Genomic DNA, 24,460 nt, shown 5'->3' with positions numbered 1-24,460 from the left:
GTGCACACTCGCGAAAGCCTGACCCGGGACCTGCGCGCGCTGGGTGTCGGGGCGGGGGACGTGCTGCTGGTCCAGGGCTCGCTGAAGGCGGTCGGCGCGGTCGAGGGCGGCGGGCGCACCGTGGTCCAGGCGCTGCGGGCGGCGCTGGGCGACGCGGGCACCCTCGTGGCGTACGCGGCGACCCCGGAGAACTCCGTCACCTCCCGGGTGGACCGGCGACGCACCGAGGGCATGAGCGATGCGGAACTGGCCGCGTACCGCGAGGCGATGGAGCCCTTCGACCCGCTGACCACCCCCGTGTCGCCCAGTGTGGGGCGGCTGGCCGAGGAGGTCCGGCTGCTGCCGGGCGCCCTGCGCAGCGCGCACCCGCACACCTCCTTCACCGCCTTCGGTCCGGCCGCGCGCTTCGTCACCGAGGGCCACGCGCTGGAGAGCCACCTGGGCGAGGACTCGCCCACCGCCCGGCTGTACGACCTGCGGGGCCGGGCCCTGCTCATCGGCGTGGACCTGTGGGTGTGCACGGCCTACCACCTCGCCGACTACCGCGCCGTCCCGCCGCCGGACCGCCCCTACCGGGCACTGGTGCGGGGCGCGGACGGCGGCAAGGAGTGGGTGACCTTCGAGGCACCCGACATCGACGACCGTCATTTCCCGGGACTCGTCCCGGTGGTGGCCCGCGGGTGCGCGGTGCTGAACGGCCCGTTCGGTGACGCGTCCTGCCATCTCGTGCCCATCGCCGACGCTGTGGATGTCATCGCCAAATGGTTGGTGAAGAACGGGCGTTGACCATCCGCGCGGAAAATTGATGGTCATGCGGTATTCCGCCGGAGAAACAGCGGTTCCTACACTGAGGTTCCCTCACGAGGGGCGCGGGACGGGGACCTGTAGGTCGGGCGGGGGAGATGGCGCATGGCATTACCCGTGGGGCAGGGAGACGCCTCGGACAAGCCCTATTTCTTCCTCAGCTATGCGCACACGCCGAGGAACGACCCCTCGGATCCCGACCCCGACCTGTGGGTCGCCAAGCTCTACAACGACCTGTGCGCGCACATCCTGCAGATGACGACGCTGCCCGCCGGAGTGAGGGCGGGCTTCATGGACCGGGGGATGAATGTCGGCGAGGGGTGGCCGGAATCGCTGGCCGAGGCGCTGGCGCACTGCAGGGTCTTCGTCCCGCTGTACTCCCCGCGCTACTTCCGCAGTCAGCAGTGCGGCAAGGAGTGGTACGCGTTCTCGCAGCGCGCCGTGTACCACCGGGCCGTGCACGAGGGCCCGATATCCGGCATCGTGCCCGCGCTGTGGGTGCCGGTGGCCGCGAACGACATGCCCGGCCCGGCCGAGGGGCTGCAGTTCAACCACGCGGATTTCGGTGAGGACTACGCCGCCGAGGGCTTCTACGGGCTGATCAAGCTCAGCTACCTCAAGCACGAGTACGAGCGGGCCGTCTACCGCCTGGCGCAGCGCATCGTGCAGGTGGTCGAGGAGACCAAGATCGCCAAAGGGCGGCACGTCGACTACCACCACGTCCCCAGCGCCTTCGGCCCCCCGGGCGCCAGCCGGCCGCTGCGCGTGACGGTGCTCGCCTGCTGCAGCTCCGAGGAACTGCCGGAGGGGCGCAGCGGCACCTGCTACGGCCCCTCGCCGCGCGACTGGAACCCGTACCACCCGCAGAGCAACCGGCCGCTGGCCGACCACGCGGCCGATCTGGCGCGCAACCTCGACTACCGGGTCACGGTGGGGGTGTTCGAGGAGGAGCTGGACCGCCTGCTGGACCCCACGCCCAGTGCCCCGGGACTGCTGCTGCTCGACCGCTGGGCCATGGACTCGCCCGACCGGCGGGAGATGCTGACCCGCTTCGGCAACGGGCACCGGCCCTGGATCAGCGTCCTCGTGCCCTGGAACAGGGCGGACCCGGAGTCCAACGGCCACGAGGAAGGGCTGCGCCGCATCGCCGACGCGGCCCTGGAACCGGGCCGGACGGACGGCCCGACCGGGCTGCGGTTCATCCGCAACAACATCCCGAGCCTGGAAGCCTTCAGCGACGACGTGCCCAAGGCCGTGGGACTCGCCGCCAAGCACTACGCCGCCCACGCCCCGGCGTTCCCGCCGCAGGGGCCGCGCACCGCCCGCCCCAGACTGCGTGGTCCGTCCGCCGGAGCGTACGGACCCGAACGCTCCTCCCCGTACGGCCCGTACGACGACCGCGGCACCACGGAACCCGACAAACCGGAGGGCCAGGATGACCGAGAGCCGTAACGGACGTGTGATCACGTTCTACTCGTACAAGGGCGGCACCGGACGGACCATGGCCCTGGCGAACACCGCCTGGATCCTCGCGGCCAACGGTCACCGGGTGCTGACCGTGGACTGGGACCTCGAAGCACCGGGGCTGTTCCGCTTCTTCCACCCCTTCCTGGACTCCTCGGCGCTGGCGGCCACCACCGGCATGATCGACCTGATCACCGAGTACCGGGAGGAGGCGCTGCGCGACGTACCGCGCCCACCCGACTGGCACCGCCAGTTCGCCCGGGTGCGCCCGCACGCCATCTCCCTCAACTGGGGCTTTCCCGAGGGCGGCAGCCTGGACTACCTGTCCGCGGGCCGCCAGGACCGCAACTACTCCACCGCCCTGACCGGCATCGACTGGGACGTCTTCTACGACCGCTTCGGCGGCGGCCAGTTCCTCGACGCCATGCGCGCGGACATGCGGCGGCACTACGACTACGTCCTCATCGACAGCCGTACCGGCCTCAGCGACATCGCCGACATCTGCACCGTGCACATGCCCGACGAGCTGGTGGTCTGCTTCACCCTCAGCGACCAGAGCATCTACGGCGCCGCCGCCGTCGCCCGCGACATCGAGGAGCGGTACAGCGGCCGCGGCATACGGATCTTCCCGGTGCCCATGCGCATCGACGACGGCGAGAAGGAGAAGGCCGACGCCGGACGGGCGCTGGCCCGCGCGCAGTTCGAGGGGCTCCCGGCCGGCCTGGGGGACGAGGAGCGCGTCGCCTACTGGGGGTCGGTGGAGATCCCGTACCGGCCCTTCTACGCCTACGAGGAGATCCTGGCGACGTTCGGGGACGCGCCCGGCCTGTCCAGTTCGATGCTGTCCGCCTGCGAGCGCCTGACCGCCATGGTCTCGGGCGGCGCCGTCACCTCGCTGCCCCCGCTCCCGGAGCCGGAACGGCTGCGGTGGGCGGCGGAGTTCACCCGGCGGCGACCCGTCCCGCCGTCCGGTCTGGTGCTGGCGTACGTGCCCGAGGACCGCATGTGGGCGGACTGGATCGAGTGGATCCTCACCCGGGCCGGCTTCCGGGTCGTGCCCTGGGACGTGGAGACCCACGCCGCCCCCACGGAACAGCCCGCGGGCGCCGGCGCCGGCTCCCGGACCCTCATCGTGCTCTCCGCCGCCTATCTGCGCTCCCGCCGGGCCATGCGGGTGTGGGAGTCGAACTCCGGCACCGACCCGTCGGGCCAGCAGCACCAGCTGCTGCCGATCCGGGTCGGCGACGTGCGCCCCGGCCCGCCGCTGGCGCAGCGCAGTCCGGTGAGCCTGGTCCGGCTCGACCACTTAGCGGCCGCCACCACGCTGCTGCGCGCCCTCGGGCGCGACGAGACGGACCTCAACCAGGCGTCGATGGCGGGCGGCCCGCGCTACCCGGTCGGCGACCCCAAGGTGTCCAACCTCCGGCCCCGCAACACCTTCTTCACCGGCCGCTCCACCGTCCTGGACCGGCTGCGCGACCGCCTGGGCGGCGGCAACCCCTCCGTCCAGCCCTTCCCGCAGACGCTCCACGGGCTGGGCGGCGTCGGCAAGACCCAGGTGGCGCTGGAGTACGCGCACCGCTTCAAGGCCGACTACGACCTCGTGTGGTGGATCGAGGCGGAGCAGGAGGACCGGATCGCGCCCTCCCTCGCGGAGCTCGCCCGCCGCCTGGAGCTGAGGGTCGGCGACAGCGTCTCCGAGGCCGCAGAGGCGGCCCGCGAGGAGCTGATGACCGGCACCCGCTTCTCGCGCTGGCTCCTGGTGTTCGACAACGTCGAGGACCCCGAGCGGGTGCGCCGGTACTTCCCCGGAGGACGCGGCCACATCGTGGTCACCGCCCGGAACAAGCCGCCGACCGGACCGACCGAGCCCCTGGAGATCGAGGTCTTCAACCGGGCGGAGAGCGTGGAGCACCTGCGCCGCCGGGTCGGCGGCATGAGCCGTGAGGACGCCGCGCAGGTGGCCGAGGCGGTCGGGGACCTGCCCCTGGCGGTCGAGGTGGCCGCCGCATGGCTCGCCGAGACCGCCACCCCGGTGGACGTCTATGTGCAGCAGCTCAAGGAGCAGACCACCAAGGCGCTGTCGGTCACCACGGCCGCCGGCTACCCGCGGGAGGTCGGGGCGACCTGGAGCATCTCCATCAGCCGGCTGCGCAACCAGTCCAAGGCGGCCGTGCGGCTGCTGGAGCTGTGCGCGTTCTTCGCGGCCGAGCCGATCTCGATGACCCTCATCGAGAGCGACTCCATGATCCAGGCGCTGCTCCCGTACGACCCCCAGCTGCGTGACCGCTACATGCTCGGCAAGGTCATCCAGGCGGTCAACCGCTTCGCGCTGGCGAAGGTCGACCCCGCGGACAGCAGCATCCAGGTGCACCGGCTGGTGCAGGCGGCCGTGCGCTCGGAGATGTCCGAGGACGACCAGCAGGAGACCATGCACGAGGTGCACCGCATCCTCGCCGAGGCCCGGCCGCCCGAGGACGCCATCAACGACCCCGCGAACTGGCCCGGGTTCGAGCTGATCTGGCCGCACCTCGCCCCGTCGCAGGCCGAGGACTGCCGCGAGGAGAAACCGCGGCAGCTGCTGGTCAACCGCGTCCGCTACCTGTGGAAGAGCGGCGCGCTGGAGCAGGCCCGGATCCTGGCCGAGCAGTTGCTGCACAACTGGAAGCAGTCCCTGGGCGAGGACGACCTGCAGACCCTCAACCTGCAGTTCGAGCTCGCCAACGTGCTCCGCTCCCAGGGCAGGTACCAGGAGGCACGGCAGTACGACGAGGACACCCTCGCCCGGCAGACCGCCCTGCTGCCGGCCGGCCACCCCCACACCCTGATCACCGGCGGCAGCCTCGCCGCGGACCTGCGGGCGCTCGGCCGCTTCCAGGAGGCCCGGGAACGCGACGAGCAGATCTACGCGGGCTTCAAGGACATCTTCGGCGAGCAGCACCCGCGTTCGCTCGTCGCGGCCAACAACCTCGCCATCGACTACCGGCTCACCGGGGACTCCGAACTCGCCCGGCGGCTGGACCAGGAGACCGTCGACCGGCGCAGCCCGATGCTCGGCGACCGCCACCCGTACACCCTGTCGACCAAGGCCAACCTCGCCCGCGACCTGCGGGAGATCGGCGACTACACCGGCTCGGTCGCCATGCTCGAAGAGGTGATGGACGTCTTCCAGGACGTCCTCAACCCCGACGTGCCCGAGACGCTGCGCAATGCCAAGAGCCTCGCGGTCTCGCTGCGCAAGGCCGGCCGCGCCGCCGAGTCGATGCGGCTCACCCAGGTGACCTACGACCGCTACCTGGAGCGGTACGGCCCCGACGTGCCGGACACACTCGCCTGCGCGCTCAACCTCGCCGCCGAGTACTCGGCGGCCGGCGACAAGGGGAAGGCCCGCGACCTGGCGCTGGACGCGCTGTCGTCCTACCGGCGGCTGCTCGGCGACGACCACCCGTTCACCCTGGCCTGCCGCAACAACCTGGCCATCTACCTGCGCGGCAGCGGCGACGCCGCGGAGGCCGTCGCGGTCGGCACCGACACCCTGGCCCGGCTGGAGCGCGCGGTCGGCCCCCGCCACCCGTACACCCTGAACTGCATGATCAACCTGGGCAACGCGCAGGGCGAGCTCGGTGAGACCGACCGCGCGGTGACCCTGCTGGAGACCGCCCTGCGCGGACTCACCGAGCGGTACGGTCCCGAGCACCCGGACGCCCTGGCCTGCGAGATCAACCTGGCCTACGCGCTGCGGCAGTCCGGCCGGCACGCCCAGGCCCAGCAGATCCGCGGCAAGGTGCTGCCCGAGTGCGTACGGCTGCTGGGCGAGGAGCACCCCCTCAGCCGGGCCGCCCGCGAGTGGTTCCGGGTCAACCGGGACCTGGAGCCGCAGCCGGTGTGAACGCGGCGGCGGCGGTCAGGCGGGCATCGAGTGCGCCTGACCGCCGCCGCCGGCGGCAGCCCAGGCCAGCACCCGCGGCAGCACCGACAGGGCGGCGAAGTGCGCGGCCCCCGGCTGGACCACCATGGTCGCGCCCGGGATGTGCTCCGCCAGCCAGCGGGAGTGCGCCACCGGCGAGAACACGTCGGCCTCGCCGTGCCACAGCAGCACCGGCACCGCGATCCGGTCCAGGCCGAACCCCCAGCTCCGGTTGAACGCCAGGGTGTCGTCGATCCAGCCGTCGGCCGATGTGCGCAGCGCCTCCGCGTAGGTGCGCAGCAGCATGGTGCGCAGGCCCGCGTCTGCGATCACCCGCTGGTCCGGCTCCGGCATCTCCGGCCGGAGCAGGGCGAGCAGACTGGCCGGGTCGTCGCGGATGGTCCGCGAGCGCAGTTCCAGCCGGGCGGCGAGCCGCCGCTGCGCCGCGTCGGCGGTGGAGTGGTCACGGACGTTGGAGCGGGTCATCCCCGCGTACCAGGCCAGGCCCCGGGCGTCCCGGGGCGCGAGCCCCACCAGCACCGCCACCCGGGTCACCCGGTCCGGCAGCAGTGCGGCGCAGGCGAGCGTGTGCGGCCCGCCGCCCGAGCGGCCGACCACCGCGAACTCCTCCAGGCCCAGGGCGTCGGCGATCGCCGCGACGTCGGCGGCGGCGTCCGCGACCCGGCGGCCGGGCTGCCGCTCGGAACCGCCGTAGCCGGGCCGGTCGAACGAGATCATCCGCACCCCCAGCCGGTACAGCACCGCGCTGCGCGGCACCGGCCCGAGCCTGCTGCCGGGAGTGCCGTGCAGCAGGAACACCGGTCTGCCCCGGGGATCGCCGAGGGTCTCCACCGCCAGTGCCCGCCCGTCCCCCGCACGTACCAACAGCACTCCGAGGGGCCCCCTTTCGTGTGTTCCGCGCCGGAACGCCCGTCCTCACACGCGCATCTCGCGCCTGGCCTGCCAGGTGGTGTGCTCCCGGGACACCGCGTCCTCGGCGTCGCGGGTCAGCTGGGACCACAGGTGCTCGGCGTTCGGGTCGTTCAGGTCCAGTGCCGACAACTGGACGCGGATCAGCTCCAGTTCGTCCGCGGCCACCCGGTACGCCGCGGCCAGCGGGCTGTACTGGCGCAGCTGCGACCAGGCCGCGACGGACGCCGTGATGGCCGACACGAAGCCCAGCGTGTCGAAGGGGGACCAGCCGCCCGCCCGCAGGATCAGGAAAAGGACGCCGAACAGCGGGAACGCCATCGCGAGGTGTCCGGCCCGGCGTCCGTTCACCTCGCAGCGGGCCGCCTTCACGGTGTACCACTCGTGCTGGATCCGGATGCGCTCACGCAGGTACACGTCGTGCCGCACGCCGAGCGGGGCGTCCCGCAGACGCCGCATCGCCGGGGTGATGCCGGAGTCCACGTGGGAGGGCAGGGCCCTGCTGCGGCGGAAGGTGTGCAGGACGTCGCCGAGCTGCAGCCGGTACAGGGCGTCGGGGTCCCGTTGGTTGCCGGGCGGGGTGAAGGGGTCGGCCCGTATCGAGTACTTCCAGGCGAGTGTCTTCATGGACTCGGCCAGCGCCCTGCCCTCGTACCAGAGGGCCTGCGGGTCCTGGCGGTGGATCACCCAGGTGGTCCACGCGGCGAGCGCGAACAGGACGGCCGCGAGCCACGAGGCCCAGTGCAGACGGCCCGCGGTGGGGTCGAACGAGCTGAAGACGGAGGCCGCCGTGAGCAGACCGAGCTGCTGCCGCGACAGCCGTACGGTCTGAAACTGGCCCCGTAAGGACGCCCGGTCCGCCGCCCGGAACAGTTCCGGGAGCAACTCGCGTTCGGTCACCATCGGCAGCGGCCCCCCGCACTCGCTGAATTCCCGCGTCATCCCAGTATGGGGGCATCGGGGGCGGCGGCCCAGTAGGCGTTCGGCCGAACTGCCGTCGCCCGTAAGGGGCTTGGACATCCCGGGCCGCGGGTGTACGGGCGGCGGGGAGAGGGGCCGGCCCCGAAGGGCGTCCGGTCCCTCTCCCCGCGAGAGTTCCGGTCAGGCCGGCCGCAGCCAGACCGTGGCCAGCGGCGGCAGCGTGAGCTGCACGCTCTGCCGGCGGCCGTTCCAGCCGACGGGCTCGGACTTCAGCGGCTCGGGGTTGACGACGTCACCGCCGCCGTACACCGCGGCGTCGGTGTTGAGCACCTCGCGCAGCGCCTCCACGCCGTCCGGCACGCCGATCCGGTACCCCTGGCGGACCACCGGCGAGAAGTTGCTGACGGCGATCAGCGGGTCCCCGGCCGCGTCGAGGCGGACGAAGGAGAACACGTTGTCCTCGGCCGCGCCGCCGTCGATCCAGGCGAACCCCTCCGGCGAGGTGTCGCGCTGCCACAGCGAGGGCGTACCCCGGTACACCGTGTTGAGGTCGCGCACCAGGTCGCGCACGCCCCGGTGGTCGCCGGCCGCCGAGTAGGTCTCGTCGAGCAGCCACCAGTCCGGGCCGTGGTCGTGCGACCACTCGGCGCCCTGCGCGAACTCCTGCCCCATGAAGAGCAGTTGCTTGCCCGGATGGGCCCACATGAAGCCCAGGTACGCGCGGTGGGTGGCGCGCTGCTGCCACCAGTCGCCGGGCATCCGGTTCACCAGCGATCCCTTGCCGTGCACGACCTCGTCGTGCGAGATCGGCAGCACGTAGTTCTCGCTGTAGGCGTACACCATCGAGAACGTCATCTCGTTCTGGTGGTACTTGCGGTGCACGGGCTCGTGCTTGATGTACTCCAGCGAGTCGTGCATCCAGCCCATGTTCCACTTCAGGCCGAAGCCCAGCCCGCCGAAGCCGGTGGGGCCGACCTCGTGGGTGGCGCGGGTGACGCCGTCCCAGGCGGTGGACTCCTCGGCGATGGTGACCACGCCGGGGCAGCGGCGGTAGACGGTGGCGTTCATCTCCTGGAGGAAGGCGACGGCGTCCAGGTCCTCCCGGCCGCCGTACACGTTCGGCGCCCAGTCGCCGTCCTCGCGCGAGTAGTCCAGGTAGAGCATCGAGGCGACGGCGTCCACGCGCAGCCCGTCGATGTGGAACTCCTCGCACCAGTAGACCGCGTTGGCGACGAGGAAGTTGCGGACCTCGGTGCGGCCGAAGTCGAACTCCAGCGTCCCCCAGTCCGGGTGCTCGCCGCGCCAGGCGTGCTCGTAGACGTTCGCGCCGTCGAAGTGCGCCAGCGCCCACTCGTCCTTGGGGAAGTGGGCCGGCACCCAGTCCATGATCACGCCGATGCCCGCCCGGTGCAGGGCGTCCACCAGGTACTTGAAGTCGTCCGGGGTGCCCATCCGCGCGGTGGGGGCGTAGTACGAGGTGACCTGGTAGCCCCAGGAACCGCCGAAGGGGTGCTCGGCGACCGGCATCAGCTCCACGTGCGTGAAGCCGAGGTCGCGCACGTAGGCCGGCAGCTGCTCGGCGAGCTCGCGGTACGACAGCCCCGGCCGCCAGGAGCCCAGGTGCACCTCGTACACCGAGAGCGGCGCCTCGTGCACGGGCACGTCGCCGCGCCGGGCCATCCACTCGGTGTCCTGCCACTCGTGGTGGGATGCGGTGACGACGGAGGCCGTCGCGGGGGGCGTCTCGGTGCGGCGCGCCATCGGGTCGGCCTTGAGCCGGTGCGCGCCGTCCGGGCCGCAGATGTCGAACTTGTAGCGCTGCCCCTCGCCGACCCCGGGCAGGAACAGCTCCCACACCCCGGTGGAACCCAGCGAGCGCATGGGGAAGGCCGTGCCGTCCCAGTAGTCGAAGTCGCCGACGACGCGCACGCCGCGGGCGTTCGGCGCCCACACGGTGAAGCGGGTGCCCTGCACCCCGTCGTGGGTCATCGGCTCGGCGCCGAGCGCCTTCCACAGCTGCTCGTGCCGGCCCTCGCCGATCAGGTGCAGGTCGAACTCGCCCAGCGTGGGCAGGAAGCGGTAGGGGTCGTGGACCTCCTGCTCCTGGCCGTCGTACGTCACGAGCAGCCGGTGGACCGGCAGCTCCGGCAGCGGCAGCACGCCGGCGAACAGCCCGTCGCCCTCGTCCCGCAGCGCCGCCCGCGTGCCGTCCCCGGTGAGGACCGCCACCGCCTGCGCGTACGGGCGCAGGACGCGCACCAGCACGCCGTCCGCCACCGGGTGCGCGCCCAGCAGGGCGTGCGGGTCGTGGTGGGACCCGTCGAGCAGCCGCCACCGCTCACCGGCGTCGAGTGCCGGGGCGGGACGCACGTCCGAGGGGGCGGCGGCCGGTGCCGGGCGGGTCACCTCGGGCCCGGGCGGCGGCGCCTGGTGGCCGACCGCGACGGTGCCGGGCACCGCGGCGGGGACGGTGCGGGGCGCGCTGCCGGAGGCCGGCGGCCGGTCGGAGCCGGCGGGGTCGTAACCGCGCGCGACGGCCTCGGAGGTACGGGCGTCGGAGGCGGACGCCTCGGACGGACGCTCGGCCTTGCGACGGGAGTTCGCCGCCCCGGCGGCGTCCGCGGACCGGGCCGTGCGGCCGGACGGACCGGACGGCCGGGACGGCGCGGCCTTCGGGGAGTTCGCCCCGCGGGCCTGCTTGGCTCCCGCGGGCCTCGGCGGACGCGCGGACGGGGCCGGCGTCGCCGCGGGGGGCGGTGGCACTGAACCCTCGGGCCCGCCGCCGGGTGCGGAACGCGCGGCGCGGGACGGCCCGTTCCCGCCGGGGCCGGGGGTGCCGGGGTCGGCGTCGGGGAACGGCTGACGATCGGTCACGATCAGGTCCTCCTCGGTAGGGCGCGGGGGTGCCCGGTCACGGGGTGGCGCCGCGGAGCGGCTGCGAGAGGCGCCGCACGGCCGCCATGGGGATGGGGAGCCAGGCGGGCCGGTGCCTGGCCTCGTAGAGCACTTCGTAGACGGCCTTGTCGGTCTCGTAGGCGCGTATCACGACGGGCTCGTCCCGGGGATCGGTCCCGGCGGCCTCCGCGTATCCCGCGCAGAACGCGGCCCGCTGGGTCTCGGCCCACTCGGGAGCGCCGGGGGCGGCGGGATCGTGGTGCCGGGCGGCGTAGTCGAACGACCGCAGCATTCCCGCTACGTCCTGCACCGGCGGCGCGGGGCGGCGGCGTTCGGGGAGCGGCCGGGCCGGCTCCCCCTCGAAGTCGATGAGCACCCAGCCCTGCGCCTGGGTCAACAGGGCCTGGCCCAGGTGCAGGTCGCCGTGGATGCGCTGGGCCGCCAGTTCCGTGCCCTGCTCGCCGAGCACCGCGAGGTCCTCGAAGGCGGCGTGCAGCCGGGCGCGGTACGGCCGCAGCGCGGGCACCGCGGCCGCCGCGGCGTCCAGCCGGTCGGCCATCGCGCGGGCGATCAGCTCGATCTGCGGACGGCGCAGGGTGCTGGTGGGCAGGGCACGCGCCAGCGCGAGATGCACCTCGGCGGTCGCGCGCCCCAGCGCGTGCGCGTCGCCGGAGAAGTCGGTGTCCTTCTCGACCGCTTCCAGGGCCAGTTCCCAGGCACCGGCCGAGCCGGGCAGGTAGCGCTGCAGCACACCCAGGGTGGCGGGCTCGTCGTACAGGCCCACCGCCTCGAACCAGGCGGCGGGCGCGGCGATGCGCCGCGACCCGGCGCGGGCCAGGGCGAGCGACAGTTCCAGGTCCGGGTTGGGACCGGGCGCGACCCGCCGGAAGAACTTGAGGATGTGGCTGTCGCCGTAGATGACCGAGCTGTTGGACTGCTCGGCGGTGGACAGCCGCGGTGCCGGGCCGGCCGGGATCGCCGCGTCCGGCTCCGCGCCGAACAGCAGGTGCCCGGTGCGCCCGGGGGCGCGCAGCCGCTCCAGCAACAGGGAGGTCAGCCGGGGGTCGTGCAGCGCCTCGTAGATGGTGAGGCCGTCCAGCGGGCCGCCGATCGCGTGCCCGATGAGGGCGGGCGCGAGCGCCGGCGGCAGCAGGGCCCGGGAGCCCAGCAGCAACTGGTAGGTGTCGGGCTGCCCGTGGCCGCGGCCTGGCCGCGGTACCTCGTGCGGGCCGTCCTGATGGACGTCGAGCAGCAGATGGAGCAGCCCAGGGGTGCCGAGCCGGCCGTCGGCCGGCAGCAGCTCGGTCGCCGAGACCAGGCCGAACGCGGTGATCGGCCGCCCCTTCCCGGCGAACCACCGCTGCCGGGGCAGCCATTCGCGCAGCATGGGGCCGAGAGTGGAGAGCAGTCCTGGGGCCGGGGGCACGGTGGTGCCGGCGGGGGCTGCGGAGGAGCGAAGCCACGAGGTGTCCGACATGACGTCCTTTCCTCGGGTGCCGGGCCTGCTGGTTCCCTAAGTGAAGGGGTGCGCTGCGGCGACTGTCCGACTCACGGGACGTGTCGGACGAATATCATCCGAGCTGGTGGTGCAATTGGCGTACTGGCCTACAAGGGGCCAAGCGCCCGACAAGCATCCGATGTGACGCTGGATTCGGCAGGGGGAGCCTGCCCCGGCGGTCCGGTACGAAACCGCACCGGACCACCGGGTCGCCGTCCTCCGGCGGGCCGGCTAGGCCGCGTCGCGACGCAGCCGGAACCAGTAGAAGCCGTGACCGGCGAGAGTGAGCAGGTAGGGCAGCTCCCCGATGGCCGGGAAGCGGACCCCACCGATGAGCTCGACCGGGTGACGGCCGGCGAACGACCGCAGATCGAGCTCGGTGGGCTGGGCGAAGCGCGAGAAGTTGTTCACGCACAGGACGAGGTCGTCGCCCTTGCCGTCCATCGAGGGCGCCTCGCGCAGGAAGGCCAGGACGGCCGGGTTGCTGGAGGGCAGCTCGGTGTACGAGCCCAGGCCGAAGGCCGGGTTCTGCTTGCGGATCTCGACCATCCGGCGGGTCCAGTGCAGCAGTGAGCTCGGCGAGCTCATCTGCGCCTCGACGTTGGTGACTTGGTAGCCGTAGACCGGGTCCATGATGGTCGGCAGGTACAGCCGTCCCGGATCGCACGAGGAGAAGCCCGCGTTGCGGTCCGGCGTCCACTGCATCGGGGTGCGCACCGCGTCGCGGTCACCGAGCCAGATGTTGTCGCCCATGCCGATCTCGTCGCCGTAGTAGAGGATCGGCGAGCCGGGCAGGGAGAGCAGCAGCGCGGTGAAGAGCTCGATCTGGTTGCGGTCGTTGTCCAGCAGCGGGGAGAGCCGCCGCCGGATGCCGATGTTGGCCCGCATGCGCGGGTCCTTGGCGTACTCCGCGTACATGTAGTCGCGCTCTTCGTCCGTCACCATCTCGAGCGTCAGCTCGTCGTGATTGCGCAGGAAGATGCCCCACTGGCAGTTCTTGGGGATGGCCGGGGTCTTGGCCAGGATCTCCGAGACCGGGTAGCGCGACTCCCGGCGCACCGCCATGAAGATGCGCGGCATGACCGGGAAGTGGAACGCCATGTGGCACTCGTCGCCGCCCTTGGCGTAGTCGCCGAAGTAGTCGACGACGTCCTCGGGCCACTGGTTGGCCTCGGCGAGCAGCACGGTGTCCGGGTAGTGGGCGTCGATCTCCTCGCGGACCCTGCGCAGGAAGCCGTGGGTGCGCGGCAGGTTCTCGCAGTTGGTGCCCTCCTCCTGGTAGAGGTACGGCACCGCGTCCAGCCGGAACCCGTCGATGCCGAGGTCGAGCCAGAAGCGCAGGGCGGCCAGGATCTCCTCCTGGACCTTCGGGTTCTCGTAGTTGAGATCCGGCTGGTGGGAGAAGAAGCGGTGCCAGTAGTACTGCTTGCGCACCGGGTCGAACGTCCAGTTGGAGCTCTCGGTGTCGACGAAGATGATCCGGGCTTCCGGGTACTGCTTGTCGTCGTCCGCCCAGACGTAGTAGTCGCCGTAGGGTCCGTCGGGATCGCTGCGGGACTGCTGGAACCATTCGTGCTGGTCGCTGGTGTGGTTCACGACGAAGTCGATGATCACCCGCATCCCGCGCTGGTGCGCGGCGTCCACGAACTCCACGAAGTCGGCCAGGTCGCCGAACTCCGGTAGTACCGCCGTGTAGTCGGAGACGTCGTAGCCGCCGTCACGCAGCGGTGACGCGAAGAACGGCGGCAGCCACAGGCAGTCGACGCCCAGCCACTGCAAATAGTCCAGCTTGGCGGTGAGCCCCTTGAGGTCGCCGACCCCGTCGCCGTTGCTGTCCTGGAATGACCGTACGAGTACCTCGTAGAAGACCGCCCGTTTGAACCAATCGGGATCCCGGTCTTTCGCCGGGGTGTCTTCGAACGTGTCAGGTACGGGTTCGTTGACGATCAAGTGGGTGACCCTCCTGTCGATGGAGTAGGTCGCAGGGTGAAGATGTGCGCGGGCACGCGGCCCGGCTCGAGGCGCACATAGTTGTTCCTGCCCCAGTGGTAGGTCTCGCCGGTGAGCTCGTCGCGCACCGGGGTGGACTCGTGCCATGCGAGGCCGAGTTCCGGCATGTTCAACGAGACGGTCGCCTCCTGGGTGTGGTGCGGGTCCAGGTTGACGACCACCAGTACGACGTCACCGCGATCGCCCGAGCGCTTCGAGTACGCCAGCACCGCGTCGTTGTTCACGTGGTGGAAGCGCAGGTCTCGCAGCTGCTGGAGCGCGGGGTGGCGGCGCCGCAGCCGGTTGAGCGCGGTGAGCAGCGGCGCGAGGGAACGGCCCTCGGCCTCGGCTGCCGCCCAGTCACGGGGCCTCAGCTCGTACTTCTCCGAGTGTAGGTACTCTTCACTGCCCTCGCGCACCGGCACGTTCTCGCAGAGCTCGTATCCGGCGTACACCCCCCACGTGGGCGAAAGGGTCGCCGCCAGCACCGCGCGCACCTCGAAGGCCGCGCGTCCCCCCTGTTGCAGGTACGCATGCAGGATGTCGGGGGTGTTGACGAAGAAGTTCGGGCGCATGTAGCTCGCCGCGTCCCCACTGAGCTCCGTCAGATAGTCGACCAGTTCCTGTTTCTCGTTACGCCAGGTGAAGTACGTGTACGACTGCTGGAAGCCGATCCGGGCCAGCGTGTGCATCATCGCCGGACGGGTGAACGCCTCGGCCAGGAAGATGACGTCGGGGTCGGTGCGGTTGATGTGCGCGATGACCTTCTCCCAGAAGACCGCCGGCTTGGTGTGCGGGTTGTCCACCCGGAAGATCCGCACCCCGTGGTCCATCCAGTGCCGCAGCACCCGTTCGGTCTCCCGGACCAGCCCGGCCATGTCGGAGTCGAAGGCGATCGGGTAGATGTCCTGGTACTTCTTCGGCGGGTTCTCGGCGTACGCGATCGAGCCGTCCGGCCGGCGGGCGAACCACTCCGGGTACTTCTCCACCCACGGGTGCTCGGGGGAGCACTGCAGGGCGAAGTCCAGGGCGATTTCCAGCCGCAGTTCCCGGGCCCGTTCGACGAAGAAGTCGAAGTCCTCCAGGGTGCCGAGGTCCGGATGGACCGCGTCGTGGCCGCCCTCGGGGGAGCCGATCGCCCAGGGCGAGCCCACGTCGTGCGGACCCGCCGTCAGGGAGTTGTTCGGCCCCTTCCGGAAGGCCGACCCGATCGGGTGAACGGGCGGCAGATAGACCACGTCGAAGCCCATGGCGGCGATCGCCGGCAGCCGGTCGGCCGCCGTGCGGAAGGTGCCGGACCGCGGGGGGTGCTTCCCGGACGGGTCCACCACCGCGCCCTCGGAGCGGGGGAACATCTCGTACCAGGAGCCGAACAGCGCCCGCCGGCGCTCGACCTGGAGCGCCGCCGGGCGCGAGGCGCTGACCAGTTCGCGCAGCGGGTGGCGGTCCAGCACGGCCACCACGTCGGGGGCCAGCGCCGCGGCGTGCCGGGCCGCGGGGGGCCGGCTCTCGTCGCGCAGCGCGTCGGCGGCGGCGAGCACGACGGCTCTGCCGTCCTTCTTGGGGACCTTGGCCGCGGCGCGCTCGTGCAGAGCGGCGCCGTCGGCGAGGACCAGTTCGGTGTCGATGCCGGCGGGGATCTTGATGCCCGCGTGGTGCCGCCAGGTGGCCACCGGATCGCTCCAGGCCTCCACCGTGTACGTCCAGCGGCCCTCGGCGGTCGGGGTCACTTCGGCGCCCCACCGGTCGGTGCCGGGGGCGAGTTCGCGCATCGGGGTCCACGGGCCGCTGCGGCCCGAGGGGTCCTTCAGGACCACATTGGCCCCGACGGCGTCATGTCCTTCACGGAACACCGTCGCCGTCACCTGAAAGGTCTCGCCGGCCACCGCCTTCGCGGGGCGGCGGCCGCAGTCGACCAGCGGGCGGACGTCCAGGACGGGGATACGACCGATCATTGCGCCTCACCTGTTCGAGCTGGTGGCCGGGCGGGTGACGTGCACTCTTTTTATCTGCTCCTTCGGTTGGCTGCCTGGGGGCATGACCGCTCCTGTCCGCGTTCACTCGGGTGGGCGGATGTGAGTTGGGGTATGAGGAGGAGAAGTGGCGCCGCGTCGCGCAAGGGTGAGCCTGCCCATTGGATGCCGACCGAATACCCCTCGGAAAGGGGTACTGGCGCGTAGCTTGCAAAGCCTCCGGAAAGACGGCGGACCCCGCGGACACCGTGGAACTGGCCGATTGTCGACGGGTGCGACCGGCTGCCGGGAGGGTCCGCACGGGTGGCGCGGGAGGCCGGGGGAGCGGTCCCGGCGCCACCGCCGGCGCGCGTTCGCGCCCCCCGGTGGTGCGCCCCCGGCGTGCACCGGCGCGGAACGCATCCGGTCGTCGGTTGCCACCACCGGGCCGGGGGATGCCGCTACCGTCGAAGAGTGAAGGCTATTCGTCGATTCACCGTGCGAACTGTCCTGCCCGAACCACTACGTCCGCTCGGGGAGCTCGCGCAGAATCTGCGCTGGTCCTGGCACCCCGAGACCCGCGAGCTGTTCCAGGCGGTCGACCCGGAGGGCTGGCGGGCGGCGGCCGGCGACCCGGTGCGCCTGCTCGGCGCCGTCTCCAAGGACCGGCTGAACGCGCTCGCCAGGGACCGCCGCTTCCTGCGCCGGCTCGGTACCGCCGTCGAGGACCTCCACGACTACCTCGCCAATCCCCGCTGGTACCAGGGTGCCGGCGGCACCGGGGAACTCCCGGCCGCCATCGCCTACTTCTCGCCCGAGTTCGGCATCACCGCCGCGCTGCCCCAGTACTCCGGCGGCCTGGGCATCCTGGCCGGCGACCACCTCAAGGCCGCCAGCGACCTCGGCGTCCCCCTGATCGGCGTCGGCCTGCTCTACCGGCACGGCTACTTCCGGCAGTCCCTGTCCCGCGACGGCTGGCAGCAGGAGCACTACCCGGTGCTCGACCCGAACGAGCTGCCGCTGTCCCTGCTGCGCGACGACGGCGGCACCCCTGTCCTGATCGTGCTCGACCTGCCCGGCGGCCGCAGCCTGCGCGCCCACGTCTGGCTCGCCAGGGTCGGCCGGGTGCCGCTGCTGCTCCTGGACTCCGACGTCGAGGAGAACAACCCCAGCGAACGCGACGTCACCGACCGGCTCTACGGCGGCGGCAGCGAGCACCGGCTGCTCCAGGAGATGCTGCTCGGCATCGGCGGCGTCCGCGCGGTGCGTACGTACTGCTCGCTGACCGGCCACCCCGCGCCCGAGGTCTTCCACACCAACGAGGGGCACGCCGGCTTCCTCGGCCTGGAGCGGATCCGCGAGCTCACGGCCGAGGACGCCGGGACGGACTTCGACTCCGCGCTGGAGGCGGTCCGGGCCGGGACCGTCTTCACCACGCACACCCCGGTGCCCGCGGGCATCGACCGCTTCGACCGCGAGCTGGTCGCCCGCCACCTCGGCGACGACGGCGAACTGCACGGCGTGGACGTGCAGCGGGTGCTGGAGCTGGGCATGGAGACGTACTCCGGGGGCGACCCCAATGTCTTCAACATGGCGGTGATGGGCCTGCGGCTGGCCCAGCGCGCCAACGGCGTCTCCACCCTGCACGGCCAGGTCAGCCGGGAGATGTTCGCCGGGCTGTGGCCCGGCTTCGACCCGGAGGAGGTGCCGATCACCTCCGTCACCAACGGCGTGCACGCTCCCACCTGGGTGGCGCCCGAGGTGTTCCGGCTCGGCGCCAAGCAGGTCGGCTCGCAGATGGCCGAGGACGCGATGACGGTCGGTCTGGCCGACACCTGGGAGAGCGTCGGCGCCATCCCCGACGCGGACATCTGGGAGCTCCGCCGCGAGCTGCGCGACCAACTGGTGTGGGAGGTGCGCCGCCGGGTGCGCGCGTCCTGGCGGCAGCGCGGCGCCGGCTCGGCCGAGCTGGGCTGGGCCGACGACGTGCTCGACCCCGATGTGCTCACCATCGGCTTCGCCCGCCGGGTCCCCTCGTACAAGCGGCTCACGCTCATGCTGCGCGACCAGGACCGGCTGATGGACCTGCTGCTGCACCCGACCCGGCCGGTCCAGATCGTGGTCGCGGGCAAGGCCCACCCGGCCGACGACAGCGGCAAGCGCCTGGTGCAGGAACTCGTGCGGTTCGCCGACGACCCCCGGGTACGGCACCGGATCGTCTTCCTGCCCGACTACGACATGGCCATGGCGCAGCACCTGTACCACGGGTGCGACGTCTGGCTGAACAACCCGCTGCGCCCGCTGGAGGCCTGCGGCACCTCCGGGATGAAGGCCGCGCTGAACGGCTGCCTCAACCTCTCCGTCCTCGACGGGTGGTGGGAGGAGTGGTTCGACGGCAACAACGGCTGGGCCATCCCGACCGCCGACGGTTTCGGCGCCCAGGGCGACCCGGACCGGCGCGACGACATCGAGGCGGCCGCGCTGTACGACCTGATCGAGAACCAGGTCGCCCCGCGCTTCTACGACCACGGCACGCACGGGCTGCCCGCGCGCTGGATCGAGATGGTCCGGCACACCCTCACCACCCTGGGGCCCAAGGTGCTGGCCGGCCGCATGGTCCGTGAGTACGTCCAGCGGCTGTACGCCCCGGCCGCCGCGGCGCACCGCCTCGCCGCCGGCGGCGACGCGGCCGAACTGGCGGCGTGGAAGCGGCGGGTGCGCGAGCAGTGGCCGCGGATCGCCGTGGACCACGTGGAGACCGGCGCCGCGGTCGGCGGCTCGCCGGAACTCGGGACGACGCTCACCCTGCGGGTCCAGGTCGCCCTCGGTGATCTGGAGCCGGGCGATGTCGACGTCCAGGTGGTGTCCGGCCGGGTCGACGACTCCGACCGCATCGCCGACCCCACGGTGGTCTCCCTCAAGCCGGGCGGCCGGCCCGACCTGGAGGGCCGCTGGCTCTACGAGGGGCCGCTGGCGCTGGACCGCACGGGGCCCTTCGGCTACACCGTGCGGGTGCTGCCCACCCACCGGCTGCTGGCCTCGGCCGCCGAGCTGGGGCTGATCGCGGTGCCCGCCGAGGCCGCGGGCATGACGGCGGGCGTGCTGCGCTGACCCCGCGCACCGTACCCCGCACATGACCGGGCCCCGGCCGTCGAGGACGGCCGGGGCCCGGCGCATGTGTCACCCGGTGGGGCGGGCGGCGGTCAGTTGCTGGTGGTGACGGCCGTGTCGTCGACCACGAAGCTCGTCTGCAGCGAGGAGTCCTCGGTGCCGGTGAACTTCAGGCTGACGGTGGAGCCGGCGAAGCCGTTCAGGCTGAAGGACTTCTGGGTGTAGCCCGTGGCCTTGTTGAGGTTGGAGTAGGTGGCCAGGGTGGTCGAACCGGCCGTGACGGTCAGCTTGTCGTACTGGGTGCTGGTGGTCGTCTCGGCGGAGTCGACGTGCAGCCAGAAGGTGAAGGTCGCCTTGCAGCCGGCCGGGATGGTCACCGACTGGGACAGGGTGTCGGTGTGGGTCGAGCCGTAGCCGTCCAGCCAGGCCTTGTACGAACCGCCGTGGGCGGCCTGGCCGCTGTCATTGGTGATCACACCGCTGGTCGCCGTCCAGGAGGCGCTGCCGGACTCGAAGCCCGCGTTGCCGAGCAGCTGCCCCGAGGTGCAGGTGCCGCCGCCACCGGTGGTGACGGTCCAGGTGAAGGCGGCGGTACCGGTCTTGGACGCGGAGTCGGTGACCGTGACCGTGGTGTTGTACGTGCCCGCGGTGGTCGGGGTGCCGCTGATCAGGCCGGTGGAGGCGTTGATCGACAGCCCGGACGGCAGACCGCTCGCCGCGTAGCCGAGCGCCCCGGAGTTGGTGCTGCTCGCCGAGATCTGCAGGCTGACGGCGGTGCCGACGCTGCTGTTCTGGTTGCCCGGGTTGGTGACCGTGACGCCTGAGGCCGGGGCGTGGCTGCCGACGCCGATGCCCGCGAAGGCGTTCTGCACGCCCGCGTACTGGGCGGAGGAGGCGCCGTACAGCGCGGAGGCGGCGTTGAGGGCGGCGGTGCGGGCGGCCGCGTAGTTGGTGCTGCTGGTCATGTAGGTGGTCAGCGCCTTGTACCAGATCTGGAGCGCGGCGGCGCGGCCGATGCCGGCGACGGCGATGCCGTCAGCGGTCGGGCTGTTGTAGCTGACGCCGTTGATGACCTTGGCGCCGCTGCCCTCGGAGAGCAGGTAGAACATGTGGTTCGCCGGGCCCGAGGAGTAGTGGACGTCCAGGTTGCCGATGCCGGAGTACCAGCTGTCGGGTGACGTGCCGTCACGGGACGGCTTGTCCTGGTAGCGCAGCGGGGTGCCGTCGCCGTTGATGTTGATCTTCTCGCCGATGAGGTAGTCACCGACGTCGCTGCTGTTGTTGGCGTAGAACTCGACGCCCGTTCCGAAGATGTCGGAGGTCGCCTCGTTCAGGCCGCCTGACTCACCGGTGTAGTTGAGCCCCGCGGTGTTGGACGTGACGCCGTGGCTCATCTCGTGGCCCGCCACGTCCAGCGAGGTCAGGGCGTGGGTGTTGCCCGAGCCGTCGCCGTAGGTCATGCAGAAGCAGCTGTCGTCCCAGAACGCGTTGACGTAGCCGCTGCTGTAGTGCACCCGCGAGTACGCCGCGGCACCGTCGTTGCGGATGCCGCTGCGGCCGAAGGTGGTCTTGTAGAAGTCCCAGGTCTCCTGGGCGCCGTAGGCGGCGTCGGCGCCGGCGGTCTGGGTGTTGGAGCCCGTCCCGTCGCCCCAGACGTCGTCGGCGTCGGTGAACAGCGTCCCGGTGCCGGACGTCGCCCGGTTGAGGTTGTACGTCTTGTGGCCGCCGCGGGTGTTGTCGGTCAGCTGGTACGTCGAGCCCGACAGCGTGGTGCCGAGGGTCACCGATCCGCTGTACTGGGTGTTGCCGGTGCCGGTCTTGATGTCCTGGAACCAGTACAGCTCCTTGCCGGTCATGGCGTCGGTGACGACGTGCAGCCGGCTCGGCGTGCCGTCGTCCTGCAGACCGCCGACCACGGTCTCCCAGGCGAGCTTCGGGGTGCCCTGCCCGGCCCAGATCACCTTGCGGGCGCCGTCCGCGGCGGGCGCCTTCGCGTCGAGGGACTTGGCGGCCCGGAGGGCCGTGCCGGTGGCGGCGGACTCGGCGACCTTCGGCGTCGTCGAGGCGACCGTGATCGTCTTGTTCGTGTTGAACGTGGTGCCCAGCGTGCCGGTGCCCGTGGCAGGCGTGTGCACCACGAGGTCACCGCCGAGCACGGGGAGGCCGGCGTAGGTGCGCTCGTAGCGCGTGTGCAGGGTGCCGTCCACGTCCTTGACGACGTCCCGGACGACCAGCTTCTCCTTGCTGCCCAGGCCCAGGGACTCGGCCGTCACGGCGGTCCGGGCGCTCGCGCTCTTGATCAGCGAGCTGTGCTGGGCGGGGGTGAGCGTGGCCTCGAGCGCTCCGGCGCGGACCTGGCTCGTGTGGGGGGCGGGCTTCGCCGCGGCGGTGGTCGACGGTATGCCGACGGCGAGGAAGGCGGCGGTGGCGACCAGGCTGGTGGCCGCGACTGCCTTGCGGGGGGATCGTCTCACTCGGACTCCTACTGCGTCGGCCGCGGTTGGCGGCCGGGGACAGCCGGGCAGACAGGGTGTGCTGCCCGGGCGGAACTAGCCGTGCAAGCCGTGCGGGTGGGACGTGCGGAGCTGTGGCCGGCGCGACAGCGCGCGGAGGTGCCCCGGGCGCGGGCGCGTTCTGTGCCGACCGGGGGAAGAGTGCCACTACTCACGGGTTGATGTCATGTACGTGTCGAGAAGTTGGCCGAATACGTCCTTTCAGGAGGACAGTCGATCCGCATAACGGACGACGGGCTCCGCAGGACGTGACAGCGCGCGCCGCGGCCTCACCCCGAGCAGTGCGCGACGTCTCCCGGCGCGGGCTGTCGCTGTCGGAGACGGGGTCGGCGGGGTGCCGTCCTGCACGGTCCGGGCCCGGTCCGTGGCGGGGACGCGGTTGTCCGGTGGGACGTGAACGGGACGGGCCGCGGGGTCGGGTGCGGGGCGAGCCCGGACGCGGTACCGATCGGCCGGGTCCGGCCCGCGGGCACAACGCGACGCCCCCCGGCGCGGAGCCGGGGGGCGGGGGAGGCGGGTGTCAGACGAGGCTGTCGCGCCAGGCCTGGTGGAGGTCGGCGAAGCGGCCGCTGCCGGAGATGAGGTCGGCGGGGGTGCCGTCCTCCACGATCCGGCCCTGGTCCATGACGAGGACGCGGTCGGCGATCTCGACCGTCGACAGACGGTGGGCGATGATCACCGCCGTGCGGCCGCGCAGCACCTCGCTCATCGCGCGCTGCACCGCGCGTTCGCCGGGCACGTCCAGCGAGGAGGTGGCTTCGTCGAGGATGAGCACGGCGGGGTCGGCGAGCAGCGCCCGCGCGAAGGCGACCAACTGCCGCTGGCCGGCCGAGATCCGGCCGCCGCGCTTGCGGACGTCGGTGTCGTAGCCGTCCGGGAGGGCGGCGATGAACTCGTGGGCGCCGATGGCGCGGGCGGCGTCCTCGACCTCCTCGCGGGTCGCCTCCGGGCGGCCGATCGCGATGTTCTCGGCGACCGTGCCGGAGAAGAGGAACGCCTCCTGGGTGACCATGACCACACCGCGGCGCAGGTCCGGCAGCGCCAGGTCGCGCAGGTCCACCCCGTCGAGGGTGACACGGCCCGAGGTCGGGTCGTAGAAGCGGGCCAGCAGCTTGGCGAGCGTCGACTTGCCGGCGCCGGTCGCCCCGACCACCGCCACCGTCTGGCCCGCGGGCAGCCGCAGGTCGAAGCGGGGCAGCACCTCGCCGCCGGTGCGGTAGGCGAAGCGGACGTCGTCGAAGACGACCTCGCGGCCCGGGATCTCCACCTCCGTGGGCGGCAGGGCGCGCGGTGCCTCCGGCTCGGGGACCGAGGGCCGCTGGGCGAGCAGGCCGGCGATCTTCTCCAGCGAGGCGGCGGCCGACTGGTAGGAGTTGAGGAACATGCCGAGCGGGTCGATCGGCGCGTACAGCCGGCGCAGGTAGAGCACGAAGGCCGCGAGCACGCCCAGTTCCAGCGAGCCGGAGGCCACCCGGTACGCGCCCCACAGGACCACCAGCGCCACCGAGGTGTTGGCGATCAGCCAGGAGGAGACGGTGAACCGGCCCATCTCCAGGATCGCGTCGCCGTTGGCCTTGCGGTGCGCGGCGTTCAGCTCGCCGAAGGCCTCGTCGTTGGCGTGCTCGCGGCGGAACGCCTGCACGGGCCGGATGCCGTTCATCGTCTCGGTGAAGCGCACGATGACCGCGGCGGTCGCGGCCGAGCGCCGCGTGTACACCCGGGCGGAGCGGCGGCGGAACGCGCGGATGGTGAACACCAGCGGCACCCCGCTCGCCAGCGTGAACAGGCCGAGCGGCCAGTCCAGCCAGAGCAGCACCGCGGAGATGTAGAGCACCGACAGCCCGACGTTGAGCAGTTCCTGCAGGCCCTCGGTCAGCAGTTCGCGGATCGACTCCACGTCGGAGGTCGCGCGCGCGATGATCCGGCCCGAGGTGTAGCGCTCGTGGAAGTCCAGGCCCAGCGCCTGGGCGTGCCGGAAGATCCGGCTGCGCAGCTCCACCAGGACGTCCTGGCAGATCACCCCGGCCCTGCGGATGAACGTGCGCTGCAGCAGGCCGCCCGCGACGGCGCACCCGATGTAGCCCACCGCCACCGCGATCAGCGGCCCGTGGTCGCCCCGGCGCAGCGCCGGGATCGCCCGGTCGATGGCCACCGCCACGATCAGCGGGCCCGCCTGCACGGCGGCCTGCTGCAGGAGCAGCATCACGGCCGCGAACCAGACCCGCCCGCGGTGCGGGCCGACGAGGTCGCGCAGCAGCCGGCCCGACGCCCCGGGGGGCGTCGGGAGGGTGTCCCGGTCGAAGGGATCGTCGCCGCCCGGTGAGCCGGCCGGCTTGTGCTCCTCGGCCGGCTCACCGGGCGGGGCGGGTTCGCCGGGGCGGCCCGCCTCACCGGGTTCGCCGGTGGAGGGCCCTGACTCCGCGACGGAGGTCATCGTGCGCTGCTCCCTTGGGATCGGATCCTGCTGCGGCCGGTG

General features: G+C 72.2%; 12 protein-coding genes. 4 read left to right on the top strand and 8 right to left on the bottom strand.

The genetic code is table 11. The annotated features are described in order from the left end of the window. The 3 genes from PV364_RS12255 (at position 1) to fxsT (ending at position 6,157) form a co-directional block, all read left to right on the top strand. Positions 1 to 786, top strand: coding sequence for an AAC(3) family N-acetyltransferase (locus tag PV364_RS12255; protein WP_319659906.1), 786 nt, complete (start codon positions 1 to 3; stop codon positions 784 to 786). A gap of 123 nt (positions 787 to 909) precedes the next feature. Further along, positions 910 to 2,256 (top strand): TIR-like protein FxsC, encoded by a 1,347-nt coding sequence (locus PV364_RS12250; protein WP_319659905.1) that lies wholly within the window; start codon positions 910 to 912, stop codon positions 2,254 to 2,256. Beyond that, positions 2,240 to 6,157 carry an FxSxx-COOH system tetratricopeptide repeat protein gene (gene fxsT, locus PV364_RS12245; protein ID WP_319659904.1) on the top strand — a complete coding sequence of 1,306 codons (3,918 nt, stop codon included), beginning with the start codon at positions 2,240 to 2,242 and terminating at the stop codon, positions 6,155 to 6,157. Before PV364_RS12250 ends, fxsT begins: the two co-directional genes overlap by 17 nt. A gap of 15 nt (positions 6,158 to 6,172) precedes the next feature. On the opposite strand, the gene PV364_RS12240 is transcribed toward fxsT, so the two are convergent. The 6 genes from PV364_RS12240 to PV364_RS12215 form a co-directional block, all read right to left on the bottom strand. Further along, the gene (locus PV364_RS12240; protein WP_319659903.1) at positions 6,173 to 7,066 is read right to left on the bottom strand and encodes an alpha/beta hydrolase; all 894 of its coding nucleotides are present in this window, start codon (positions 7,064 to 7,066) and stop codon (positions 6,173 to 6,175) included. Between the two features lie 45 nt (positions 7,067 to 7,111). After that, positions 7,112 to 8,047 carry a DUF4231 domain-containing protein gene (locus tag PV364_RS12235; RefSeq protein ID WP_319659902.1) on the bottom strand — a complete coding sequence of 312 codons (936 nt, stop codon included), beginning with the start codon at positions 8,045 to 8,047 and terminating at the stop codon, positions 7,112 to 7,114. 159 nt (positions 8,048 to 8,206) lie between these two features. Further along, positions 8,207 to 10,900, bottom strand: a complete 2,694-nt coding sequence (glgB, locus tag PV364_RS12230; protein WP_319659901.1) for a 1,4-alpha-glucan branching enzyme — start codon at positions 10,898 to 10,900, stop codon at positions 8,207 to 8,209. 37 nt (positions 10,901 to 10,937) lie between these two features. Further along, on the bottom strand, positions 10,938 to 12,398 hold the full coding sequence (locus PV364_RS12225) for a maltokinase N-terminal cap-like domain-containing protein (RefSeq protein WP_319659900.1): 1,461 nt from the start codon (positions 12,396 to 12,398) through the stop codon (positions 10,938 to 10,940). Between the two features lie 252 nt (positions 12,399 to 12,650). Continuing rightward, positions 12,651 to 14,369, bottom strand: coding sequence for a maltose alpha-D-glucosyltransferase (gene treS, locus PV364_RS12220; protein ID WP_319659899.1), 1,719 nt, complete (start codon positions 14,367 to 14,369; stop codon positions 12,651 to 12,653). Continuing rightward, on the bottom strand, positions 14,366 to 16,363 hold the full coding sequence (locus PV364_RS12215) for an alpha-1,4-glucan--maltose-1-phosphate maltosyltransferase (protein ID WP_319659898.1): 1,998 nt from the start codon (positions 16,361 to 16,363) through the stop codon (positions 14,366 to 14,368). The genes treS and PV364_RS12215 overlap by 4 nt, the downstream gene beginning before the upstream one ends. Positions 16,364 to 16,834: 471 nt before the next feature. Between PV364_RS12215 and glgP the strand changes: the two genes are divergently transcribed. Then, positions 16,835 to 19,471, top strand: a complete 2,637-nt coding sequence (gene glgP / locus PV364_RS12210; RefSeq protein WP_319659897.1) for an alpha-glucan family phosphorylase — start codon at positions 16,835 to 16,837, stop codon at positions 19,469 to 19,471. 92 nt (positions 19,472 to 19,563) lie between these two features. Here the strand turns inward: glgP and PV364_RS12205 are convergent, their stop codons facing one another. Together PV364_RS12205 and PV364_RS12200 are read right to left on the bottom strand one after the other, a co-directional pair. Beyond that, positions 19,564 to 21,945 carry a M4 family metallopeptidase gene (locus PV364_RS12205; protein ID WP_319659896.1) on the bottom strand — a complete coding sequence of 794 codons (2,382 nt, stop codon included), beginning with the start codon at positions 21,943 to 21,945 and terminating at the stop codon, positions 19,564 to 19,566. Positions 21,946 to 22,504: 559 nt separating this feature from the next. Next, positions 22,505 to 24,418, bottom strand: coding sequence for an ABC transporter ATP-binding protein (locus PV364_RS12200; protein ID WP_319659895.1), 1,914 nt, complete (start codon positions 24,416 to 24,418; stop codon positions 22,505 to 22,507). Positions 24,419 to 24,460 lie beyond the last annotated feature (42 nt).

The sequence above is a fragment of the Streptomyces sp. MI02-7b genome, from assembly GCF_033793585.1.
Taxonomy (GTDB): Bacteria; Actinomycetota; Actinomycetes; order Streptomycetales; family Streptomycetaceae; genus Actinacidiphila.
This window is presented reverse-complemented; position numbering and strand designations above follow the sequence as displayed.